The sequence below is a fragment of the Streptococcus parasanguinis genome, assembly GCF_032163505.1.
Taxonomy (GTDB): domain Bacteria; phylum Bacillota; class Bacilli; order Lactobacillales; family Streptococcaceae; genus Streptococcus; species Streptococcus parasanguinis_V.
On the sequence record NZ_CP134147.1, the window covers coordinates 2,076,045 to 2,092,451 of the forward strand.

Here is a 16,407-nt window from a genome sequence, read left to right on the forward strand (position 1 = left end):
CTTTCTAGTTTAATGGGACTTTCTTAACTGGTCATTAAGCCAAACTTAAAGAAAACTAAAGTTAAGGTTCCTTTCAGAAAAACTTTAGGAAACTTTCAGCTAGCAACTTTAGACTAGGAGCATATCAATGGAACGAGAGGAAAAGCTCATGAAATCAAACAAATGGAAATTTTTATTAACGGGGGCCGCAACCCTCACCTTACTGACAGCTTGCACCCAGGCATCATCACAATCAGCTACAAAAAGCAATACTGCACAAACAACCGCTACTTCTACTTCAAAAAATAAAACAAACAATTCCAACTATTTTACAGATAAGGACAAGGACAGCTCTTATGATGAAAGCAAATCCTCTACTGTAAAACTGTCTGGTTCGTCTGCAAGTGTATCAGGTGACGGCGTAGCTGTATCTGGATCAACTGTGACCATCTCGAAGGCTGGAACCTATGTCATCTCTGGTGAATCAGATGGGATTCAAATCAAGGTCGAAGCAGGTGACTCAGATGATGTTCACATCGTCCTGAAAGGCGTTACCATGACCAACACCAACGCGCCAATTTCTGCTACGAAAGCAGGGCATGTCTATCTCACTCTAGCAGACGGCACGACCAATACCTTGTCTGATTCAAGTTCAAACAATGATGAAGATGCCGATGCGGTGATCTCCTCTAAAGGCGACCTCACCATCAATGGTTCGGGTGCGCTCAACATTGACGCCAAGAAGAACAACGGGATTAAGGCCAATGATACCCTCCACATCACAGGTGGAACCTATAAGATCACGGCTGTTGGAGATGCCTTCAACGTCAATGATGAACTCAATATCACCGGTACGACCATGACCATCGATGCAGATGAAGATGCCGTCAAGGTGGATAACGATGAAGATACATCTGTCGGAACCATGTATCTGTCTGACAATACCATGACCATTTCAGCTGGGGACGATGGCATCCATGCTTCTGGTGATCTGGTCATCGATAGCGGAACCTATGAGGTAACCGAGTCTGTCGAAGGGCTTGAAGGAAAATCGATCACCATCAACGGTGGAGATATCACCATCTATGCAACCGATGATGGTGTCAATGCGGCCAATGCTAATGCCAACCAAGATGAAATTTTCTTCACCATGAATGGTGGAACCCTTAACGTTGAAGTTGGGCAAGGCGATACCGATCCAATTGATTCGAATGGAAATATCACTGTTACAGGAGGAACCATTAAATTAACGGGACAATCTGGATTCGACTTTGATGGTACTGCTACCTACACTGGCGGAAACATCTATATCAACGGTGAAAAACAAACGGAAATTGTCAACTCCATGCCTGGAGGCGGTGGGGCTCCAGGTGGTGGCGGACCTCAAGGCGGTGGACCTGGAGGTGGGCATCCATAATAACAAATAAAGGCAGGATTTCTTCCTGACCTTTTTTTGTTACCCTTTTTATGATAGAATAGAAAATCAATCAGCTTATCGAAAGGAACATGATGAAAAAACAAACACTCCCTCTTTTCTTCACACTCTTGCTGTCTCTTCTTTTTCTATCAGCCTGTATGCCGGACCTTAAGATCAACTTTAAAAAAGTACCCACTACTACCAGCTCAAAAAAGAAAACCTTTAAAAAAAGTAGCTCGAGTCGTTCTAGCCTCCCGAGTCGCTCAACCAGTTCAAATAGCTCAAGCAACTCCTCTAGCTCTCCCTCAACTACTACGGAAACCACTTCTGACATCGTCACAACCGAAGGACTCCCTAGAAATGCTCAAGAAGCACCCAAAGATAAAATTTATGCGACAGGGAACTTAAAAGTAGCCTACTCTAGAAATGACGATAAAATTTTTGCACAGACGCCGGATTATGAAGGATATACCACCGCTCTTGTCCAAACAATTCTTGGAAATCCAGAGAAACAAATAACAGACCCTGCTTATATTGCCGAATCTTTTGAAAATACCGAATTAGAAAATATTAAAGGGCTCTACCACGAGGGGAAAATCACAGGGGAACAAGCTCACGCCTTTTTGATGGGAGCTGTTGATCTCAAACAAGCTTCTAAATTCGGAGTAAACTACACCATTTACACCTATAAAAACAACACTATCCAACTGGTCTTTGAAAACGACCAACTTCTCTATATTACACCAAATCCTGATGTTGTCTTCTTTAAATAATAAGAGAGTGGGACAGAAATCGGTAATTCGTTAGAATTCGATTTCGTCGTCCCACCTCCGCACAGTTGAGTAGGGCTGTAAAAGCTGATGAAATCAGCGTAGTAGAGGCCACTCAACCACTGCGTCTTGCTCGACAATCCAAAGACAATTGAGAGGCTAGGACTTTTGTCCCAGCCTCTTGTTTCACATGAAACAAAAAAACTCCCAACACATTCTGTTGGGAGTTCTTGAAGATTAGTCCTCTTCATATTTTTTTGGATTATAGAACCACATTCCGAGGCCTGCAAAAAGAACAATAGTCATCAGAAGGAAGGCCACTTGATTTCCAATTTCTCCTGTCATCGAAATCGTTTGACGAAGACCAGAAACGGTATAGCTCATTGGCAAGAATGGATGAATGGCTTGGAAAAAGCCATTTGTCAAAGCAAGAGGATAGGTTCCTGCACTAGAAGCCAATTGCAAGAGCAAGAGGATCAAGGAAAGGAAAGCACCGATCTTTCTTTGCCATGTTGTCAAAGCAGTCACGATAGACATGAAGGCCACACTACCAATCACACAAAGGAAGAGAGTAGCCATCTCATGATTAGCTGATAAACCAATCAAGTGAACGGCACCATAGACCAAGACTCCTGCAATCACCGCAATCGTTCCGTTGACCTCAAAGCGAGATTTAAACCATGCCCAGCGACTTTCAGGGTGACTGCCGGATGGTAATTTTGCAAAGATCATGTTGGTTGACAAGGCACAAACAAAGAGTGCTACAGAGATCATATAAGGAGCCATTCCGACACCATTCACCGGGACATTGTCACGGTCTGTTTTAGACATAGTGACTGGATTTGCTAAGGTTTTAGCGTTTTCTTTTTCAGTTGTAGCCACATTCAATTGTCCCTTAGCATCGTTTAATCCTTGACTCAAGGTTTGGCTTCCTGTTGCTAATTCACCTAAACCATTTGTCAATGTTTGGCCACCTGCTGCTAATTTGCTGGATCCATCTGAGATTTGATTTGCACCGTCGGCTAGTTTATCAGCTCCGGTCACCAGTTGACCTGATTTTTCTGTCAACTGATTGACACCAGTGACAAGTTTATTGACACCACCTGCCAACTCTGGAGTCTTGCTGTTCAATTGTCCTACACCGTCAGCTAATTTTCCAGCACCAGCAACCAATTCACCCGACTTACCTGTTAATTGGGTCGCTCCTGAAGCCAGTTGATTCATGCCTGATGTCAAGGCAGGCATCTTTCCATTTAACTCACCTAGACCAGAAGCTAATTGATTGCTTCCTGCAAGTAATTCTGATGATTTACTATCTAGTTGGCCAACACCTGCTGCTAACTGACTAGCCCCATTTGTTAAAGTACTGCTATTCGTCTGAAGTTGGGTTGCTCCATTAGCGATTTTATCGACACCAGCTGTATAAGCGCTGATCCCTTGACTGATGGTTTGACTAGCTGGCAACAATTGTCCACTAACTGCGGATTGGATCTTAGACAAGCCACTTGACAAGTCTGTCAAGGTAGAAGAAGCTGTCGGTAAAACTTGATTGGCTGCCGTTTGCAGTTGTGTCAAGCTATTTCCTGTATTCAAACTACCTTGGATCGTTTGAATCGTAGTCAAGATTCCTTGAGCCGCCGTTTCACTCGAGCTTGGGCTCGATGAGATTGCCGCATTGATTTCCGCTTGTTGGTCAGCTGTCATTGCTTGATAGGCTGCTGTCCCTTGCACGCTTGCAAGGGCATTTGCACGATCCGCTTGGGCTGAAGCAAGGATTGATTGAGCTGAATTCGCAATACTCGTCAATCCAGACGAAAGTTGACTGGTATCTACTGTAGCATTTTGAATCGCTGCATTTAATTGGTTTAAACCTGCTGCCAATTGATTAATCTGAGCGGATTGACTTGTAGAAGCTTGTAGCTGGCTTGATAATGTTTGAATACCTGATTCTAATTGTGAAACCCCATTTCGAAGGGTAGCAGATTGACTACTTAATTGACCCGCTCCCTCTGATAAAGTAGCGACTCCATTTGTATAGGTTGCTAAACCATTTGAAAAGTTAGACAGGCCTGAATTCAATTGACGCACACCATTGATATAATTCCCAAGACCATCATTGAGGGTACCCATACCGCTGGTTAACTGACCAACTCCTGAGGCCAACTGAGGGGTTTGACTCGCCATTTGATTGAGACCATTTCCTAATCGATCCACTCCGGTAGCGTAAGCCATCAAGCCTGTATTAAAAGTACCAAACCCATTATTTAATTGATTGACGCCAGATACCAAGTTTGGAAGTTGACCAGCCATTTGATTGAGACCATTTCCTAATTGACCAACACCATCTGTATAAGCCGCAAGACCCGTACGAAGAGTGGTTGCACCATCTGAAAATGCTAAGCTTGAACGAGCCAATGTATTCAAATTAGTAGACAGTGTTTGACCACCATCTTCCAATTTACTTGCACCATCTGCTAATTTAGCACTTCCATCTGCCGCTGTCCCCATACCAGTTTTAAGCGACCCCATTTTAGAAAATAAAGCTGTTGTATATGTATTGGTCACTTTTTCAGCCACTGACTGCTTCATTTTTGTCATCGCAGTATCGCTCATTTTTCCTGCAATAAAACTATGACCACTGGACGTTTGGTAATCAATGGTCATCTGTTCCGGATGATTGGTTAAGATGGAGCTAGCTTTTTTTGAAAGATCCTCAGGCAGGGTTACAATCATATAATAATCGCCATTTTTGAGACCATCTTTCGCAGCTTTCTCATCTACAAAATGAAAATCAAGTGAGTCATTGTCCTTCAAATTGGACACCATGTCTTTTCCGATTTCCATTTTTTGTCCATTATATGTAGCAGATTGATCCTTATTGACAACCGCTACAGGAAGATCCGAAACTTGGCCATATGGATCCCACATGGAAGATAGAAAAATAATATTATAAAGAGCTGGAATCAAAGCAACTCCAATCATGACAATGATAAATGTTGGCTTTTTAAGAATAGCCTTCCATTCTTTCATCATATTTTTTGTCTCCTTTTTATACACATTGTCTAAATTTCTGATATAATAGATTATACAGTTTCTAGAAATTTTCACAAGTAGAAAATCTTATTTTTTAGACACTGTGTACAATTTTGTGCAAAAAGGATTAACAGATGACTGAGAGCAATAAACGATTAAAAACAAAACGAAATATCGAGGAGGCGATGGTTCGACTACTCGAAAAGGAATCATTCGACCAAATCACAACGGTTGAGTTAGCACAAGAATCTGGCATTAGTCGCTCTAGCTTTTATACCCACTATCGAGACAAGTACGATATGATCGAGCGCTACCAACAAGCACTCTTTCACAAGCTTGAATATATCTTTGATAAACACCAAGATGACAAGCGCCAAGCGATTACAGAAGTGTTCGAATTTCTAACCAAGGAGCCACTCTTTGCGGTTCTTCTGACAGAGAATGGAACCAAGGAGATCCAAACCTTCTTACGACATAAATTACAGATTCTTCTGGTTGATAGTTTGCAAGAGCGCTATAGTCATAAATCATTAACAGATATTGAAAGAGTCTACAGTTCTGTCTATCTGACCAATGCTTTCTTCGGAGTCTGTCAGATGTGGGTTTCGCGCGGAAAAAAAGAAAGCCCTCAACAAATGGCTGAATTTTTAATGAAAATGTTACGGTAACAGTCTCTCCTGATCGATCTAGATCAGGAGTTTTTTTATTAGCAGGTTTAGGTTTTAAGAAAACAAAAAACTTTCTCATTTAATGAAACAGCTTTAGAAAATTTGTAACTGAACAAACCCAGAAATCAACCCTTTAAGACAAAACAAAAAGCCCACTGTTGTAGGCTTTTTGCAAGTTTTTTCTTGAAATTAAAGCATTTTGTTGTAGAATTCAACGACAAGTGCTTCGTTGATTTCTGGGTTGATTTCATCGCGTTCTGGAAGGCGAGTCAATGAACCTTCAAGTTTGTCAGCATCGAATGATACAAATGCTGGACGTCCAACTGTAGCTTCAACAGCTTCAAGGATAGCTGGAACTTTAGCTGATTTTTCGCGAACTGAGATCACTTGACCTGGAGTTACACGGTATGAAGGGATATCAACACGTTTTCCGTCAACAAGGATGTGACCGTGGTTAACGAATTGACGAGCTTGACGACGAGTAGTCGCAAGTCCAAGACGGTAAACAACATTATCCAAACGACGTTCCAAAAGAAGCATGAAGTTGAAACCGACAGTTCCTTCTTTAACTTTAGTAGCTTGTACGAACAAGTTACGGAATTGTTTTTCACCAAGTCCGTAAGAGAAACGAAGTTTTTGTTTTTCAGCTAATTGCAAACCGTATTCTGACAATTTTGAACGGTTGTTTGGTCCGTGTTGACCTGGTACGTAGTTACGACGTGCCAATTCTTTACCTGTACCTGTAAGTGACAAGCCAAGACGGCGAGATTGTTTCCAAGATGGTCCTGTATAACGTGACATTTAAAATGTCCTCCTATAAAAATAATTTTTGTAGGAAATAACGTTTTAGACAAACCTGATTCGTTCAGAAAGCCTTCGCCCAAACAGCAAAGGTTACTTTTCTAGCTGACTTCCTGTTGACGAGCTTCATTTTGTCCTGCTGTCATTTCGCACAAATTCTATTCTATCACGGAATAGAAACTTTGTAAAGTCCTTCAAAACAATTTCAATGAAATTCAGCTAACAATTCTATGATTCGTTTTTTATATTGCAATTGTTGCCAGTCCCTATCCGTTGCTGGATCCCATTTTAAAGGAAGATCTGCAATAATTTCACCGGGATTATGATTCAAGATATAGACCCGGTCACTCAATGTCAAAGCTTCTTCGATACTATGAGTGATCACTAGAGTGGTGAGACCAAGACGTTCCTTACTTTCTAGATACCAGTGATAAAGATCCTGCCTTGTCAATTCATCTAAGGCACTAAAAGCTTCATCTAATAGGAAGACAGAATGACCCAGAAGATAGGTTCTCAATAGCGCCACCCGTTGCCGCATCCCCCCACTCAGCGCATTGGGATAAAGGTTGGCGATACTTCCTAATTTAAATTCATCTAACAATTTTAGAGCTGTAGATGTCGCCTCTTCCTTAGGAATCTTTTTTAATTGAAGGGGAAGAATAATATTTCCCAATACTGTCTTATGTTCCAACAAAAGATCTTTTTGTAGCATATAGCTGACTTTCCCAAAGGAGATCGGGGCATTATCTACTTCTATTGCGCCCTTTTGTATGGGAAGGATCCCAGCAATTAAATTAAACAAGGTTGATTTCCCTACCCCACTCGGACCTAGAATAGAGACGATTTCTCCTTTTTGCACTTCTAGTGATACATTATTTAAAACTGCTTTTTCTCCAAAAGAGAAACTTACATCTTTTACGGTTAAAATATCAGTCACCTACCAATTCATTTGTGAAACCTTTGTCTTCTAAGTCATTTGAAACCAATCCTTGCTCTTTTGCCCAAGCATAAAAAGCATTCCACCGCTTAGGATCAAACTGCCCCCACTTGTCCTTGTCTGAAGCATATTGACTAGAAAGATATTTTTGGGAAGCGAGTACAAAATCACGCTGGTTAGCTAAGGCAGGGGCCTGTTTAATCAAGATATCCGCTGCTTCTTCTGGATGCTCTATAGCATATTGGTAGCCTTTTTTCACCGCTTGAATGAATTTTTTTGCTTCCTCTTTATGAGACTTCAAATAGTCATTGTTAGCAATAATAACAGGCGAATAGTAGTCAAATGCAGGAACAAAATCTTTCATATAGAAGAAATTGGTCTTCATTCCCTTTTGCTCAGCCAAAATTCCATCCCAACCGTGATAAATCCAAGCAGCATCAAAGACCTTATTTTCAATCGGAGTAATGGAATTTGAATCACTATTTGGAACCAATTTTACTTGATTAAAATCAGCCCCTTCTTTTTTCATCATCGATTTGATCATTTCCAACTCAATCGGATCATTCCAGGTGCCATACCGCTTACCAACCAAATCTTTTGGACTTGTGATCGCTGCATCTTTTCTTGAAATAATCCCTGACGTATTGTGTTCGACGATAGCTGCAACAGCGGTAATACCCGCACCTTTATCTAATTTCTTGGCCATAGAATCTTGGAAATAAATACCAAATGGAGCTTTCCCATTGATAATCAAATCAGAACTACTGTCTTCTGGAGGAAGTTTTATATCTACATCCAGTCCTGCATCTTTAAAGTACCCTTTTTCCTTAGCTACATAGAGACCCGTATGATTGGTATTCGGGGTCCAATCTAGAATAAAATCAATCTTTTTCAAATCGCTTGACGATTGCTTGACAGAATTTTGACAAGCACTCAAGAAAACAAATCCCAATATTATTGAGAAAAATAAACCTATTGACTTTTTCATTAGCTATACCTCTTTTACATTTTTGTCAATTTAAATTTTACACCATTTACAAGTTTGTCAATCCTTTTTCCATTTCAGAATGGTTCGTTCTAATTGGTCAACGAGAAACATACCGAGTAAACTAATAGCAGAAATCAATACAATGATCGCAAACATCGTATCATACTGAAATAACTTCTTCGATTGGATCATATAGACCCCCAATCCATCAAAACCTCCTAACCATTCTGAAACTACCGTACTGATAAAAGCATAGGAAACGCTCACACGTAAACCTGCAAAAAAATAAGGAAGCGCTGCAGGAATTTTATAATGAACTAAGGTCTGAAAGCGATTGGCTTGCATAATCTGAAACAATCTCAGAATATCTTGATCGCAATGCCGAAAACCATCTAACAGACTGACTACGATGGGAAATACCACCGTAATAATGATCAAAACTAGTTTTGGAAGCATACCATAACCAAACCAAAGAACCAGGATGGGGGCCAAGGCAATCGTCGGAATGGTTTGAATAACAACCATAAAAGGATAGACCAGATCATTCACCCATTGAAAACTATCCATGAGAATCGCAAAGCCAGCAGCAAGAAGAACCCCTATAACAAGTCCGATCAAGGCCACTTGAAGGGTAGACAAACTGTGATGAATCAGGAGAGCTCGATCTCGTACAAAGGCATTCCCAATTTCAAGTGGCGTTGGTAATACAAATTTGGGGAGGATATTTAAAAATCCTGCTAGCTGCCATAAGACAAGAAGGCTGCTAAAACCTGCAAATCCTATCAACTGTTTTGAATATCTTTTTACAAGAGACATCGTAACCTCCTTTCTCACAAATAAAAAACGCCTCCAAAATAGGAGACGGATTGCACAAGGTCACTCATAACGAAAAATACATTTCATTTGTTTCCTACGCTGGCATTACCCAGATCAGGTGCGGTCGAAGCTTACACTTCCTCTCAGACTGTACACAGACTCCCATATGTATTTATTATAATAACTGATTTAGACGATAAAAGCAAGGAATTAATCCAAATAACGAATTAAATTCTTCTCTGTCAAAATATCTGAATAGGTGTAAGACTCCACGTAGGTATTGGCCGGTTCACCTGGTAAGCTATTGTCGTTCGTATACTCGATAATAAATAAAGAAGGATAGACCTCAATCAAGCGTCCAAATTTATTTTTTTGACGTTTCCGTCCATTTTCAAGCGTCATTTCAACCACTTGTCCTTCATGGGCCTTGATTTCTTCTTTAATTTTTTTCATTTTTGCAACATCTGTAAATGCATCACTCATCTTATTGATCCTCTCTCTTTGAAATGCTTGAGAATTTATTGTATTCCTTTTGGAATATTAATTCGACTGTCCCACGCGCACCTGAACGGTTTTTCTCGATAATCACTTCAACCGTATTATTGGGCATTCCATCTTCTTCCTCTTCACCAGCTCGATCATAATAATCATCACGGTACAAGAAAGCAACAATATCCGCATCCTGCTCAATCGATCCAGATTCACGAATATCAGAAAGAACAGGACGTTTGTCTTGGCGCTGTTCCACACCACGTGATAGCTGACTCAAAGCAATAACGGGAACTTTTAGTTCCTTAGCCAAAATCTTTAACTGACGAGAAATTTCTGAAACTTCCTGTTGACGGTTTTCTCTTCCAGTCCCTGTAATCAGCTGCAGGTAGTCAATCAGAATAAGACCAAGATTCCCTGTTTCCTGCGCTAATTTTCTTGCTCTCGAACGAATCTCAGTGATCCGAATTCCTGGAGTATCATCGATGTAAATACTCGCATTGGCCAAATTCCCTTGAGCAATGGCATATTTTCGCCACTCTTCATCCGTCAATTGACCTGTACGAATCGAATGGGATTCAATCAAGCCTTCAGCTGCTAACATCCGGTCAACCAAACTTTCAGCACCCATTTCTAATGAGAAAATAGCCACTGTCTTATCCAACTTTGTACCGATATTTTGAGCAATATTGAGAGCAAAGGCTGTTTTCCCTACTGCAGGACGAGCCGCTAAAATAATCAACTCTTCCTCATGTAGCCCCGTCGTCATATGGTCCAAATCGCGATAGCCTGTCGCAATACCCGTAATATCAGAGGTTTGAAGCGAGCGGGCTTCTAAGCTACCAAAATTTATATTCAAGATGTCTCGAATATTTTTAAATCCACTACGATTTGCGTTTTCACTAACATCAATCAGAGCTTTTTCAGCACCCGCAATGATTTCATCTGAAGGACTTGCACCATCATAAGCTTGATTAATACTTTCCGTTAATCGAGAGATCAACCGACGTAAGACAGCTTTTTCGGCAACAATCTTCGCGTAATACTCTGCGTTAGCTGAAGTTGGTACCGAATTAATGACTTCTACCAAATAGGAGAGACCGCCAATATTTTGGAGATCCCCCTGACTATCTAAAATATTTCGAACAGTCGTCGCATCAATCGCATCCCCGCGGTCAGCTAGATCGATCATGGCTTTAAAAATCAAACGGTGCGAGTACTTAAAGAAATCGCCAGGCTCGATATATTCACGAACAAAGACCAATTTCCCCTCATCAATAAAGATGGCTCCCAACACTGATTGCTCTGCTTGGATATCTTGAGGTTGTGTTCGTAATTCCTCTATCTCAGCCATAAAAAAACCTTTCTATCGATCGTGTTTACCCTTCGTTTACACGAATATTAATCACACCTGTAACATCTTGATAAATTTTTACAGGGACGTCAATCAAACCTGTTGAACGAATTGGAGAGGAAACTTGGATATGACGTTTATCAATTTTAATGCCAAATTGTTTCTCAAGCTCTTCTGCAATCTTTTTATTGGTAATAGAGCCGAAAGTACGGCCATCTGGCCCAATTTTTTCCGTGAATTGAACAACAGTTGCTTCTTCTTCTAATTTTGCTTTAATCTTTTGCGCTTCCGCTAATAATTCAGCATGCGCTTTTTCTTCTGACTTTTGCTTTCCACGAAGTTCACCGATTGCTTGGGCATTGGCTTCTTTCGCAAGATTTTTCTTGATCAAAAAGTTTTGTGCATAACCAGTAGGCACTTCTTTAATTTCGCCTTTTTTACCTTTACCTTTTACATCCGCTAAGAAAATAACTTTCATTCTACATTCTCCTTTTCAATAGTTACTTCGTTTTCAATAGTCTCAATCAATTGTTGACGAATACTCATCAAATCTTGACCCTCAATTTGAGAAGCCGCCGAATTGAAATGACCTCCTCCGCCAAGCTGTTCCATGATACGCTGTACATTGACTTTGCTTCGACTTCGTGCAGAAATCGAGACAGTCCCACTTTGATTACAAGCGATGACAAAGGTTGCTTCCACCTCAGACATGGCCAGCATACTATCAGCTGCTTTACTAATAGTTACTGAATCATAGGCTTTAGTCGTATTGGCACAAGCTACGATGATATGTGGCAAAATCTTTTCACCAGTCAAGATCAGTTCGTTCACTTCGCGGTACTCGTCAAACTGAATAGCAGAGATCTCCTGGATGGCTACACTATCACTACCTCTTGAGCGAAGGTAACTCGCCACATCAAAGGTCCGACTTGTAACACGTGTGGAGAAGTTCTTAGTATCCAGCATAATTCCAGCCATCAAGACACTAGCTTGAATCTTCGTTAACCGATTTTTCTTCGACTTCTGGAACTGAATAAGTTCACTAACCAATTCGCTCGCACTACTTGCTCCACTTTCAATATAGGTGATCAGAACATTTTCAGGGAAATCATCATCCCGACGATGATGGTCAATGACAATAATCTGTTGGAATTCCTGATAAAATTCTTTAGAAAGGGTCAAGGCTGTCTTAGAATGGTCAACCATAATTAACAAAGAGCGATCCGTCACCATTTGCATGGCTTCCTCTAGGGGAAGGATTTTCGTTACCTGCTCTTCTTCTAGTTTCGCAATTGCTCTTGAAATATCACTAGCCATTGCATGCGGGTCATAGACCACATAAGAGGAAGCCAAAATATTGCTAGAGAAAAACTGCATTCCCACAGACGCTCCTAAAGCGTCCATATCCAAGTTTCTATGCCCAACAATGAAAACTTGATCAACGGATTTAATCTTATCCGAAATAGCTGTCATCATAGCGCGTGTGCGAGTCCGCGTCCGCTTCACAGCAGAAGCTGTTCCCCCACCAAAGAAAATAGGGTTTTTCTGTTCATCGTTTTCTTTGACTACTGCTTGATCCCCACCACGAACTTCCGCAAGGTTTAGGTTCAAGAGAGCCACTTTACCAATCTCATCATGCTCCCCGTCACCATACGAGAATCCCATACTTAAGGTAATAGGTAGCTCACGATTTTTAGCTTCTTCACGGAATTGATCGATGACAGAAAATTTTGATTCCATCAACTGTTCTAAGACCGTGTAGTCTGTAAATAAATAGAAACGATCCATCCCCACACGTCTGTAAAACATATGGTAATGAGCTGTAAACTCTTCTACAAAGTTGGCAATAAAACTATTGATATTGCTAATATCAGAGTCTGAAATGACATCTTCTAGATCATCATAGTTATCAACAGAAATAATACCGATAACGGGACGAGTTGTCACCAATCCCACAGTTGCTTCATACTCACTTGAAACATCAAAAAAGTAAACAACACTAGACGTCTGATCAAAGTAAACAGAATATTTCTTATCGGCTACAGTGACATAATGACCTTTATCCTCAAACAGAGTATTGAGTAACTTTTTCAAGGATTCAACATCAAAGTCCCCATCATCTGTTGAAAAAATCAATTCAGCATAAGGGTTGAACCACTCTACTTCATTTGTCTCTTCATTAATTTTGATAACTCCAACAGGCATTTTATCAAGGAGGGATGCTAATCCGCTTTCTGCCTGATGGTTAACGTATTGTATTTGTTCTAATTCATCTAACTCTGAAATTTGTAACTGGTATTCAAATAAAGCAATCAATCCAGCTAAGACTAAAAAAATTGCAATGAGAGTTACATAGCCTTTGCCAAAGATTCTTAAAAAAATTGCTAAAATTGCAAATGAAATAAAACCAATTAACACATAATGGATGAACGATAAACGAAATTTTTTCATCATAAACCTCTTTTCGGAATTATACCATAAATAGAGGTAAAAAGCGAGGTTTCTCTCTATATTACAGAGAAGAAAGACCACTAAAAAGCTCTTCCTCCGCTTCACTACTTTGTAAACAAGGTTTACAACTGTGTAAATAGCAACAACAGATTTCAATCCATAAAATTGAGGCTGAAACATCATCTCAGCCCCATTTTATTAGTGGTTTGCTTTGTTTTTGGAGATGCTCCGAGATTTACCTTCCAAGTAAACCATTAAAATAGAGATATCCGCTGGATTGACACCTGAGATACGACTTGCTTGACCAATCGTTTCTGGATTAATTAATTTAAATTTTTGACGCGCTTCGGTTGCAATAGAGTCAATATCATCCCAGTCAATATTCGCAGGGATTCGTTTTTCTTCCATACGCTTCATTTTTTCAACTTGGTCCATTGCTTTTGAAATATAACCTTCGTATTTAATTTCAGTTTCAATCAATTCAATGATTTTATCATCCAGTTCTTCAGCTGCAGGACCGATAAATTCTACCACATCTTGGTAAGAGACTTCTGGTCGTCTCAAGAATTCTTTAGCAGTGACAGCATCTGTCAATGGTTTAAAGCCCATTGCAGCGACCTTCTCATTGGTTTCCTTTACAGGCTTTAACTTAATGCTATCCAAACGCTTCATCTCGTTTTCAAACTGATACTTCTTGGTTTCGAAACGTTGCCAACGTTCATCATCTACCAATCCAATTGCTCGTCCCATTTCTGTCAAGCGCATATCGGCATTATCATGACGCAAAATCAAACGGTATTCTGCACGACTTGTTAATAAACGATACGGTTCGATCGTTCCCTTTGTTACCAAGTCATCGATCATAACCCCAATATAGCCATCACTACGTTTCAAAATGAGTTCTGGTTTTCCCTGGATTTTTAGAGCAGCATTGATCCCTGCAATAATCCCTTGACCAGCGGCCTCCTCATAACCAGACGTTCCGTTGGTTTGGCCAGCTGTAAAGAGACCTGAAATTTTCTTGGTTTCCAAAGTTGCGCGCAATTGATGAGGCAAAACCATATCATACTCAATCGCATAACCCGTTCGCATCATTTCTGCCTTCTCAAGTCCCTTAATAGAATGAACGAGATCCCGCTGAACATCCTCCGGTAAACTCGTTGACAGCCCTTGAACATAGACTTCTTCTGTGTTTCGTCCCTCAGGTTCTAAGAATAGTTGATGACGCTCTTTGTCAGCAAAACGGACAATTTTATCCTCAATGGATGGACAATAGCGAGGACCTACTCCCTTTACAACCCCTGTAAACATAGGTGCCCGGTGTAAATTATTCTGGATAATTTCATGGCTATGCCCATTTGTGTAAGTCAACCAACAAGGAACCTGATCCTTTACATAATCTTCATCACGCGATGTATAAGAAAAATGATTTGGAGCTTCATCTCCGGGTTGAATTTCCGTTTCGTCATAATTAATTGACGACGCCTTTACACGAGGTGGCGTCCCTGTTTTGAAACGTCCAATTTCTAATCCTAGCTGTTTGAGATTATCGGCCAAATTGATAGAAGCTAGACTATGATTAGGTCCTGACGAATACTTGAGATCTCCAATGATAATTTCTCCGCGTAAAGCTGTCCCAGTAGTGACAATAACAGCCTTTGCTCCATATTCTTGGTGAGTTGCAGTCCTTACACCAACAACCTTACCATTCTCCACCAAAATCTCATCAATCATAGTTTGACGAAGAGTTAAATTTTCTTGATTTTCAACCGTTTTCCGCATTTCTTTTGAGTAAAGTTCTTTGTCTGCTTGAGCCCGAAGTGCACGAACCGCAGGACCTTTACCGGTATTGAGCATTTTCATTTGGATGTAGGTCTTGTCGATATTCTTGGCCATTTCTCCACCGAGGGCATCGACTTCACGCACGACAATCCCCTTAGCAGAACCACCAATAGAGGGATTACAAGGCATAAAAGCCAGCATTTCAATGTTAATAGTCGCAAGTAAGACCTTACAACCCATACGGCTAGCAGCTAGGGAGGCTTCTACTCCCGCATGCCCCGCACCAATTACAATGATATCGTATTCTTCAATAAAATTATAAGTCATTTTTTCTCCTATTTCTCAAGATGGATGTGTCGTAATTTTCCGTCCCATTCTGGTAGGGCTGATTTTAAAAAGGCCGGTTTCATGTCAACAGTGTGTAAATCATCTAAAGCAATCCAACGGCAAGGTAATCGCTTTGTATCTTCCTGCATGACCAAAGGTGCATCTTCTAGCAAGTCCACCAAATAATGAAATTCAATGTTATGATAGTGGATTCCAGCTTGTTCAAAGTGATTTTCAACCACGAAAGCTAACGGACCTACTGTAGATGTAACACCAAGTTCCTCTTTGACTTCACGAACTACCGCATCCTCTGTAGTTTCATTGACTTGAATAGCACCTCCGATTGTATAACAGCCGTCCTCATCTTCTATGACGAACAAGCGATTATCTTTTACAATCAAAGCAGTCGCTCTCACGCCAAAAACAGTAGAACCTATTTTCGTCCGAAAATCCTGTTGCCTCATTTTACTTCCTTTCGAAATCACACAAAAATAGTCAAAACTCTGAGAAGTGCAGGACAAAAAAGCCTGCAACATCCATGAGCTTTGACCATCATTTCTATTGCTTTTATTATTGTAGCAAATTGAGAAAATTT

The 16,407-nt window shown here is 40.5% G+C and carries 14 protein-coding genes; 3 read left to right on the forward strand and 11 right to left on the reverse strand.

Annotated elements, in window-relative coordinates:
* The first annotated feature begins 148 nt into the window (after window positions 1–148).
* Together RIN70_RS10070 and RIN70_RS10075 are read left to right on the forward strand one after the other, a co-directional pair.
* Window positions 149–1,396, forward strand: a complete 1,248-nt coding sequence (locus RIN70_RS10070; RefSeq protein WP_195623364.1) for a carbohydrate-binding domain-containing protein — start codon at window positions 149–151, stop codon at window positions 1,394–1,396.
* Between the two features lie 89 nt (window positions 1,397–1,485).
* A complete protein-coding gene (locus tag RIN70_RS10075) occupies window positions 1,486–2,169 on the forward strand; it encodes a DUF4947 domain-containing protein (RefSeq protein WP_201087704.1) in 684 nt (227 codons plus the stop codon).
* Window positions 2,170–2,403: 234 nt separating this feature from the next.
* On the opposite strand, the gene RIN70_RS10080 is transcribed toward RIN70_RS10075, so the two are convergent.
* Complete coding sequence (locus RIN70_RS10080; protein WP_195623334.1) at window positions 2,404–5,199, reverse strand: YhgE/Pip domain-containing protein; 2,796 nt, start codon at window positions 5,197–5,199, stop codon at window positions 2,404–2,406.
* A gap of 134 nt (window positions 5,200–5,333) precedes the next feature.
* Here RIN70_RS10080 and RIN70_RS10085 point away from each other — a divergent pair, with 134 nt between their 5' ends.
* On the forward strand, window positions 5,334–5,867 hold the full coding sequence (locus RIN70_RS10085) for a TetR/AcrR family transcriptional regulator (RefSeq protein ID WP_003001962.1): 534 nt from the start codon (window positions 5,334–5,336) through the stop codon (window positions 5,865–5,867).
* A 189-nt stretch (window positions 5,868–6,056) separates the two neighbouring features.
* Here RIN70_RS10085 and rpsD read toward each other — a convergent pair whose 3' ends face one another.
* The 10 genes from rpsD to RIN70_RS10135 form a co-directional block, all read right to left on the reverse strand.
* Complete coding sequence (gene rpsD / locus RIN70_RS10090; protein WP_003002210.1) at window positions 6,057–6,668, reverse strand: 30S ribosomal protein S4; 612 nt, start codon at window positions 6,666–6,668, stop codon at window positions 6,057–6,059.
* Between the two features lie 205 nt (window positions 6,669–6,873).
* Window positions 6,874–7,605, reverse strand: coding sequence for an ABC transporter ATP-binding protein (locus RIN70_RS10095; RefSeq protein WP_045760049.1), 732 nt, complete (start codon window positions 7,603–7,605; stop codon window positions 6,874–6,876).
* On the reverse strand, window positions 7,598–8,593 hold the full coding sequence (locus RIN70_RS10100; RefSeq protein WP_201087703.1) for an ABC transporter substrate-binding protein: 996 nt from the start codon (window positions 8,591–8,593) through the stop codon (window positions 7,598–7,600). The genes RIN70_RS10095 and RIN70_RS10100 overlap by 8 nt, the downstream gene beginning before the upstream one ends.
* 57 nt (window positions 8,594–8,650) lie before the next feature.
* Complete coding sequence (locus tag RIN70_RS10105) at window positions 8,651–9,409, reverse strand: ABC transporter permease (RefSeq protein ID WP_003009181.1); 759 nt, start codon at window positions 9,407–9,409, stop codon at window positions 8,651–8,653.
* 210 nt (window positions 9,410–9,619) lie between these two features.
* Window positions 9,620–9,892 (reverse strand): Veg family protein, encoded by a 273-nt coding sequence (locus tag RIN70_RS10110; RefSeq protein WP_003009183.1) that lies wholly within the window; start codon window positions 9,890–9,892, stop codon window positions 9,620–9,622.
* Window position 9,893: 1 nt separating this feature from the next.
* Window positions 9,894–11,252 carry a replicative DNA helicase gene (gene dnaB, locus RIN70_RS10115; protein WP_014714093.1) on the reverse strand — a complete coding sequence of 453 codons (1,359 nt, stop codon included), beginning with the start codon at window positions 11,250–11,252 and terminating at the stop codon, window positions 9,894–9,896.
* Between the two features lie 25 nt (window positions 11,253–11,277).
* Window positions 11,278–11,730, reverse strand: coding sequence for a 50S ribosomal protein L9 (gene rplI, locus RIN70_RS10120; RefSeq protein ID WP_003002156.1), 453 nt, complete (start codon window positions 11,728–11,730; stop codon window positions 11,278–11,280).
* Window positions 11,727–13,703 (reverse strand): GGDEF domain-containing protein, encoded by a 1,977-nt coding sequence (locus RIN70_RS10125; RefSeq protein WP_457853203.1) that lies wholly within the window; start codon window positions 13,701–13,703, stop codon window positions 11,727–11,729. Before RIN70_RS10125 ends, rplI begins: the two co-directional genes overlap by 4 nt.
* Window positions 13,704–13,901: 198 nt before the next feature.
* Window positions 13,902–15,812, reverse strand: coding sequence for a tRNA uridine-5-carboxymethylaminomethyl(34) synthesis enzyme MnmG (mnmG, locus tag RIN70_RS10130; protein WP_061455868.1), 1,911 nt, complete (start codon window positions 15,810–15,812; stop codon window positions 13,902–13,904).
* An 8-nt stretch (window positions 15,813–15,820) separates the two neighbouring features.
* Window positions 15,821–16,276 (reverse strand): NUDIX hydrolase, encoded by a 456-nt coding sequence (locus RIN70_RS10135; protein WP_070449615.1) that lies wholly within the window; start codon window positions 16,274–16,276, stop codon window positions 15,821–15,823.
* Window positions 16,277–16,407 lie beyond the last annotated feature (131 nt).

What these genes read in the sequence shown, in the direction of transcription:
- RIN70_RS10075 (WP_201087704.1), top strand. Translation starts at nt 1,486, where the DNA reads ATGATGAAAAAACAAACACTCCCTCTTTTCTTCACACTCTTGCTGTCT.
- RIN70_RS10070 (WP_195623364.1), top strand. Translation starts at nt 149, where the DNA reads ATGAAATCAAACAAATGGAAATTTTTATTAACGGGGGCCGCAACCCTC.
- RIN70_RS10080 (WP_195623334.1), bottom strand. Translation starts at nt 5,199, where the DNA reads ATGATGAAAGAATGGAAGGCTATTCTTAAAAAGCCAACATTTATCATT.
- mnmG (WP_061455868.1), bottom strand. Translation starts at nt 15,812, where the DNA reads ATGACTTATAATTTTATTGAAGAATACGATATCATTGTAATTGGTGCG.
- RIN70_RS10085 (WP_003001962.1), top strand. Translation starts at nt 5,334, where the DNA reads ATGACTGAGAGCAATAAACGATTAAAAACAAAACGAAATATCGAGGAG.
- RIN70_RS10100 (WP_201087703.1), bottom strand. Translation starts at nt 8,593, where the DNA reads ATGAAAAAGTCAATAGGTTTATTTTTCTCAATAATATTGGGATTTGTT.
- dnaB (WP_014714093.1), bottom strand. Translation starts at nt 11,252, where the DNA reads ATGGCTGAGATAGAGGAATTACGAACACAACCTCAAGATATCCAAGCA.
- rplI (WP_003002156.1), bottom strand. Translation starts at nt 11,730, where the DNA reads ATGAAAGTTATTTTCTTAGCGGATGTAAAAGGTAAAGGTAAAAAAGGC.
- RIN70_RS10125 (WP_457853203.1), bottom strand. Translation starts at nt 13,703, where the DNA reads ATGAAAAAATTTCGTTTATCGTTCATCCATTATGTGTTAATTGGTTTT.
- rpsD (WP_003002210.1), bottom strand. Translation starts at nt 6,668, where the DNA reads ATGTCACGTTATACAGGACCATCTTGGAAACAATCTCGCCGTCTTGGC.
- RIN70_RS10105 (WP_003009181.1), bottom strand. Translation starts at nt 9,409, where the DNA reads ATGTCTCTTGTAAAAAGATATTCAAAACAGTTGATAGGATTTGCAGGT.
- RIN70_RS10110 (WP_003009183.1), bottom strand. Translation starts at nt 9,892, where the DNA reads ATGAGTGATGCATTTACAGATGTTGCAAAAATGAAAAAAATTAAAGAA.
- RIN70_RS10135 (WP_070449615.1), bottom strand. Translation starts at nt 16,276, where the DNA reads ATGAGGCAACAGGATTTTCGGACGAAAATAGGTTCTACTGTTTTTGGC.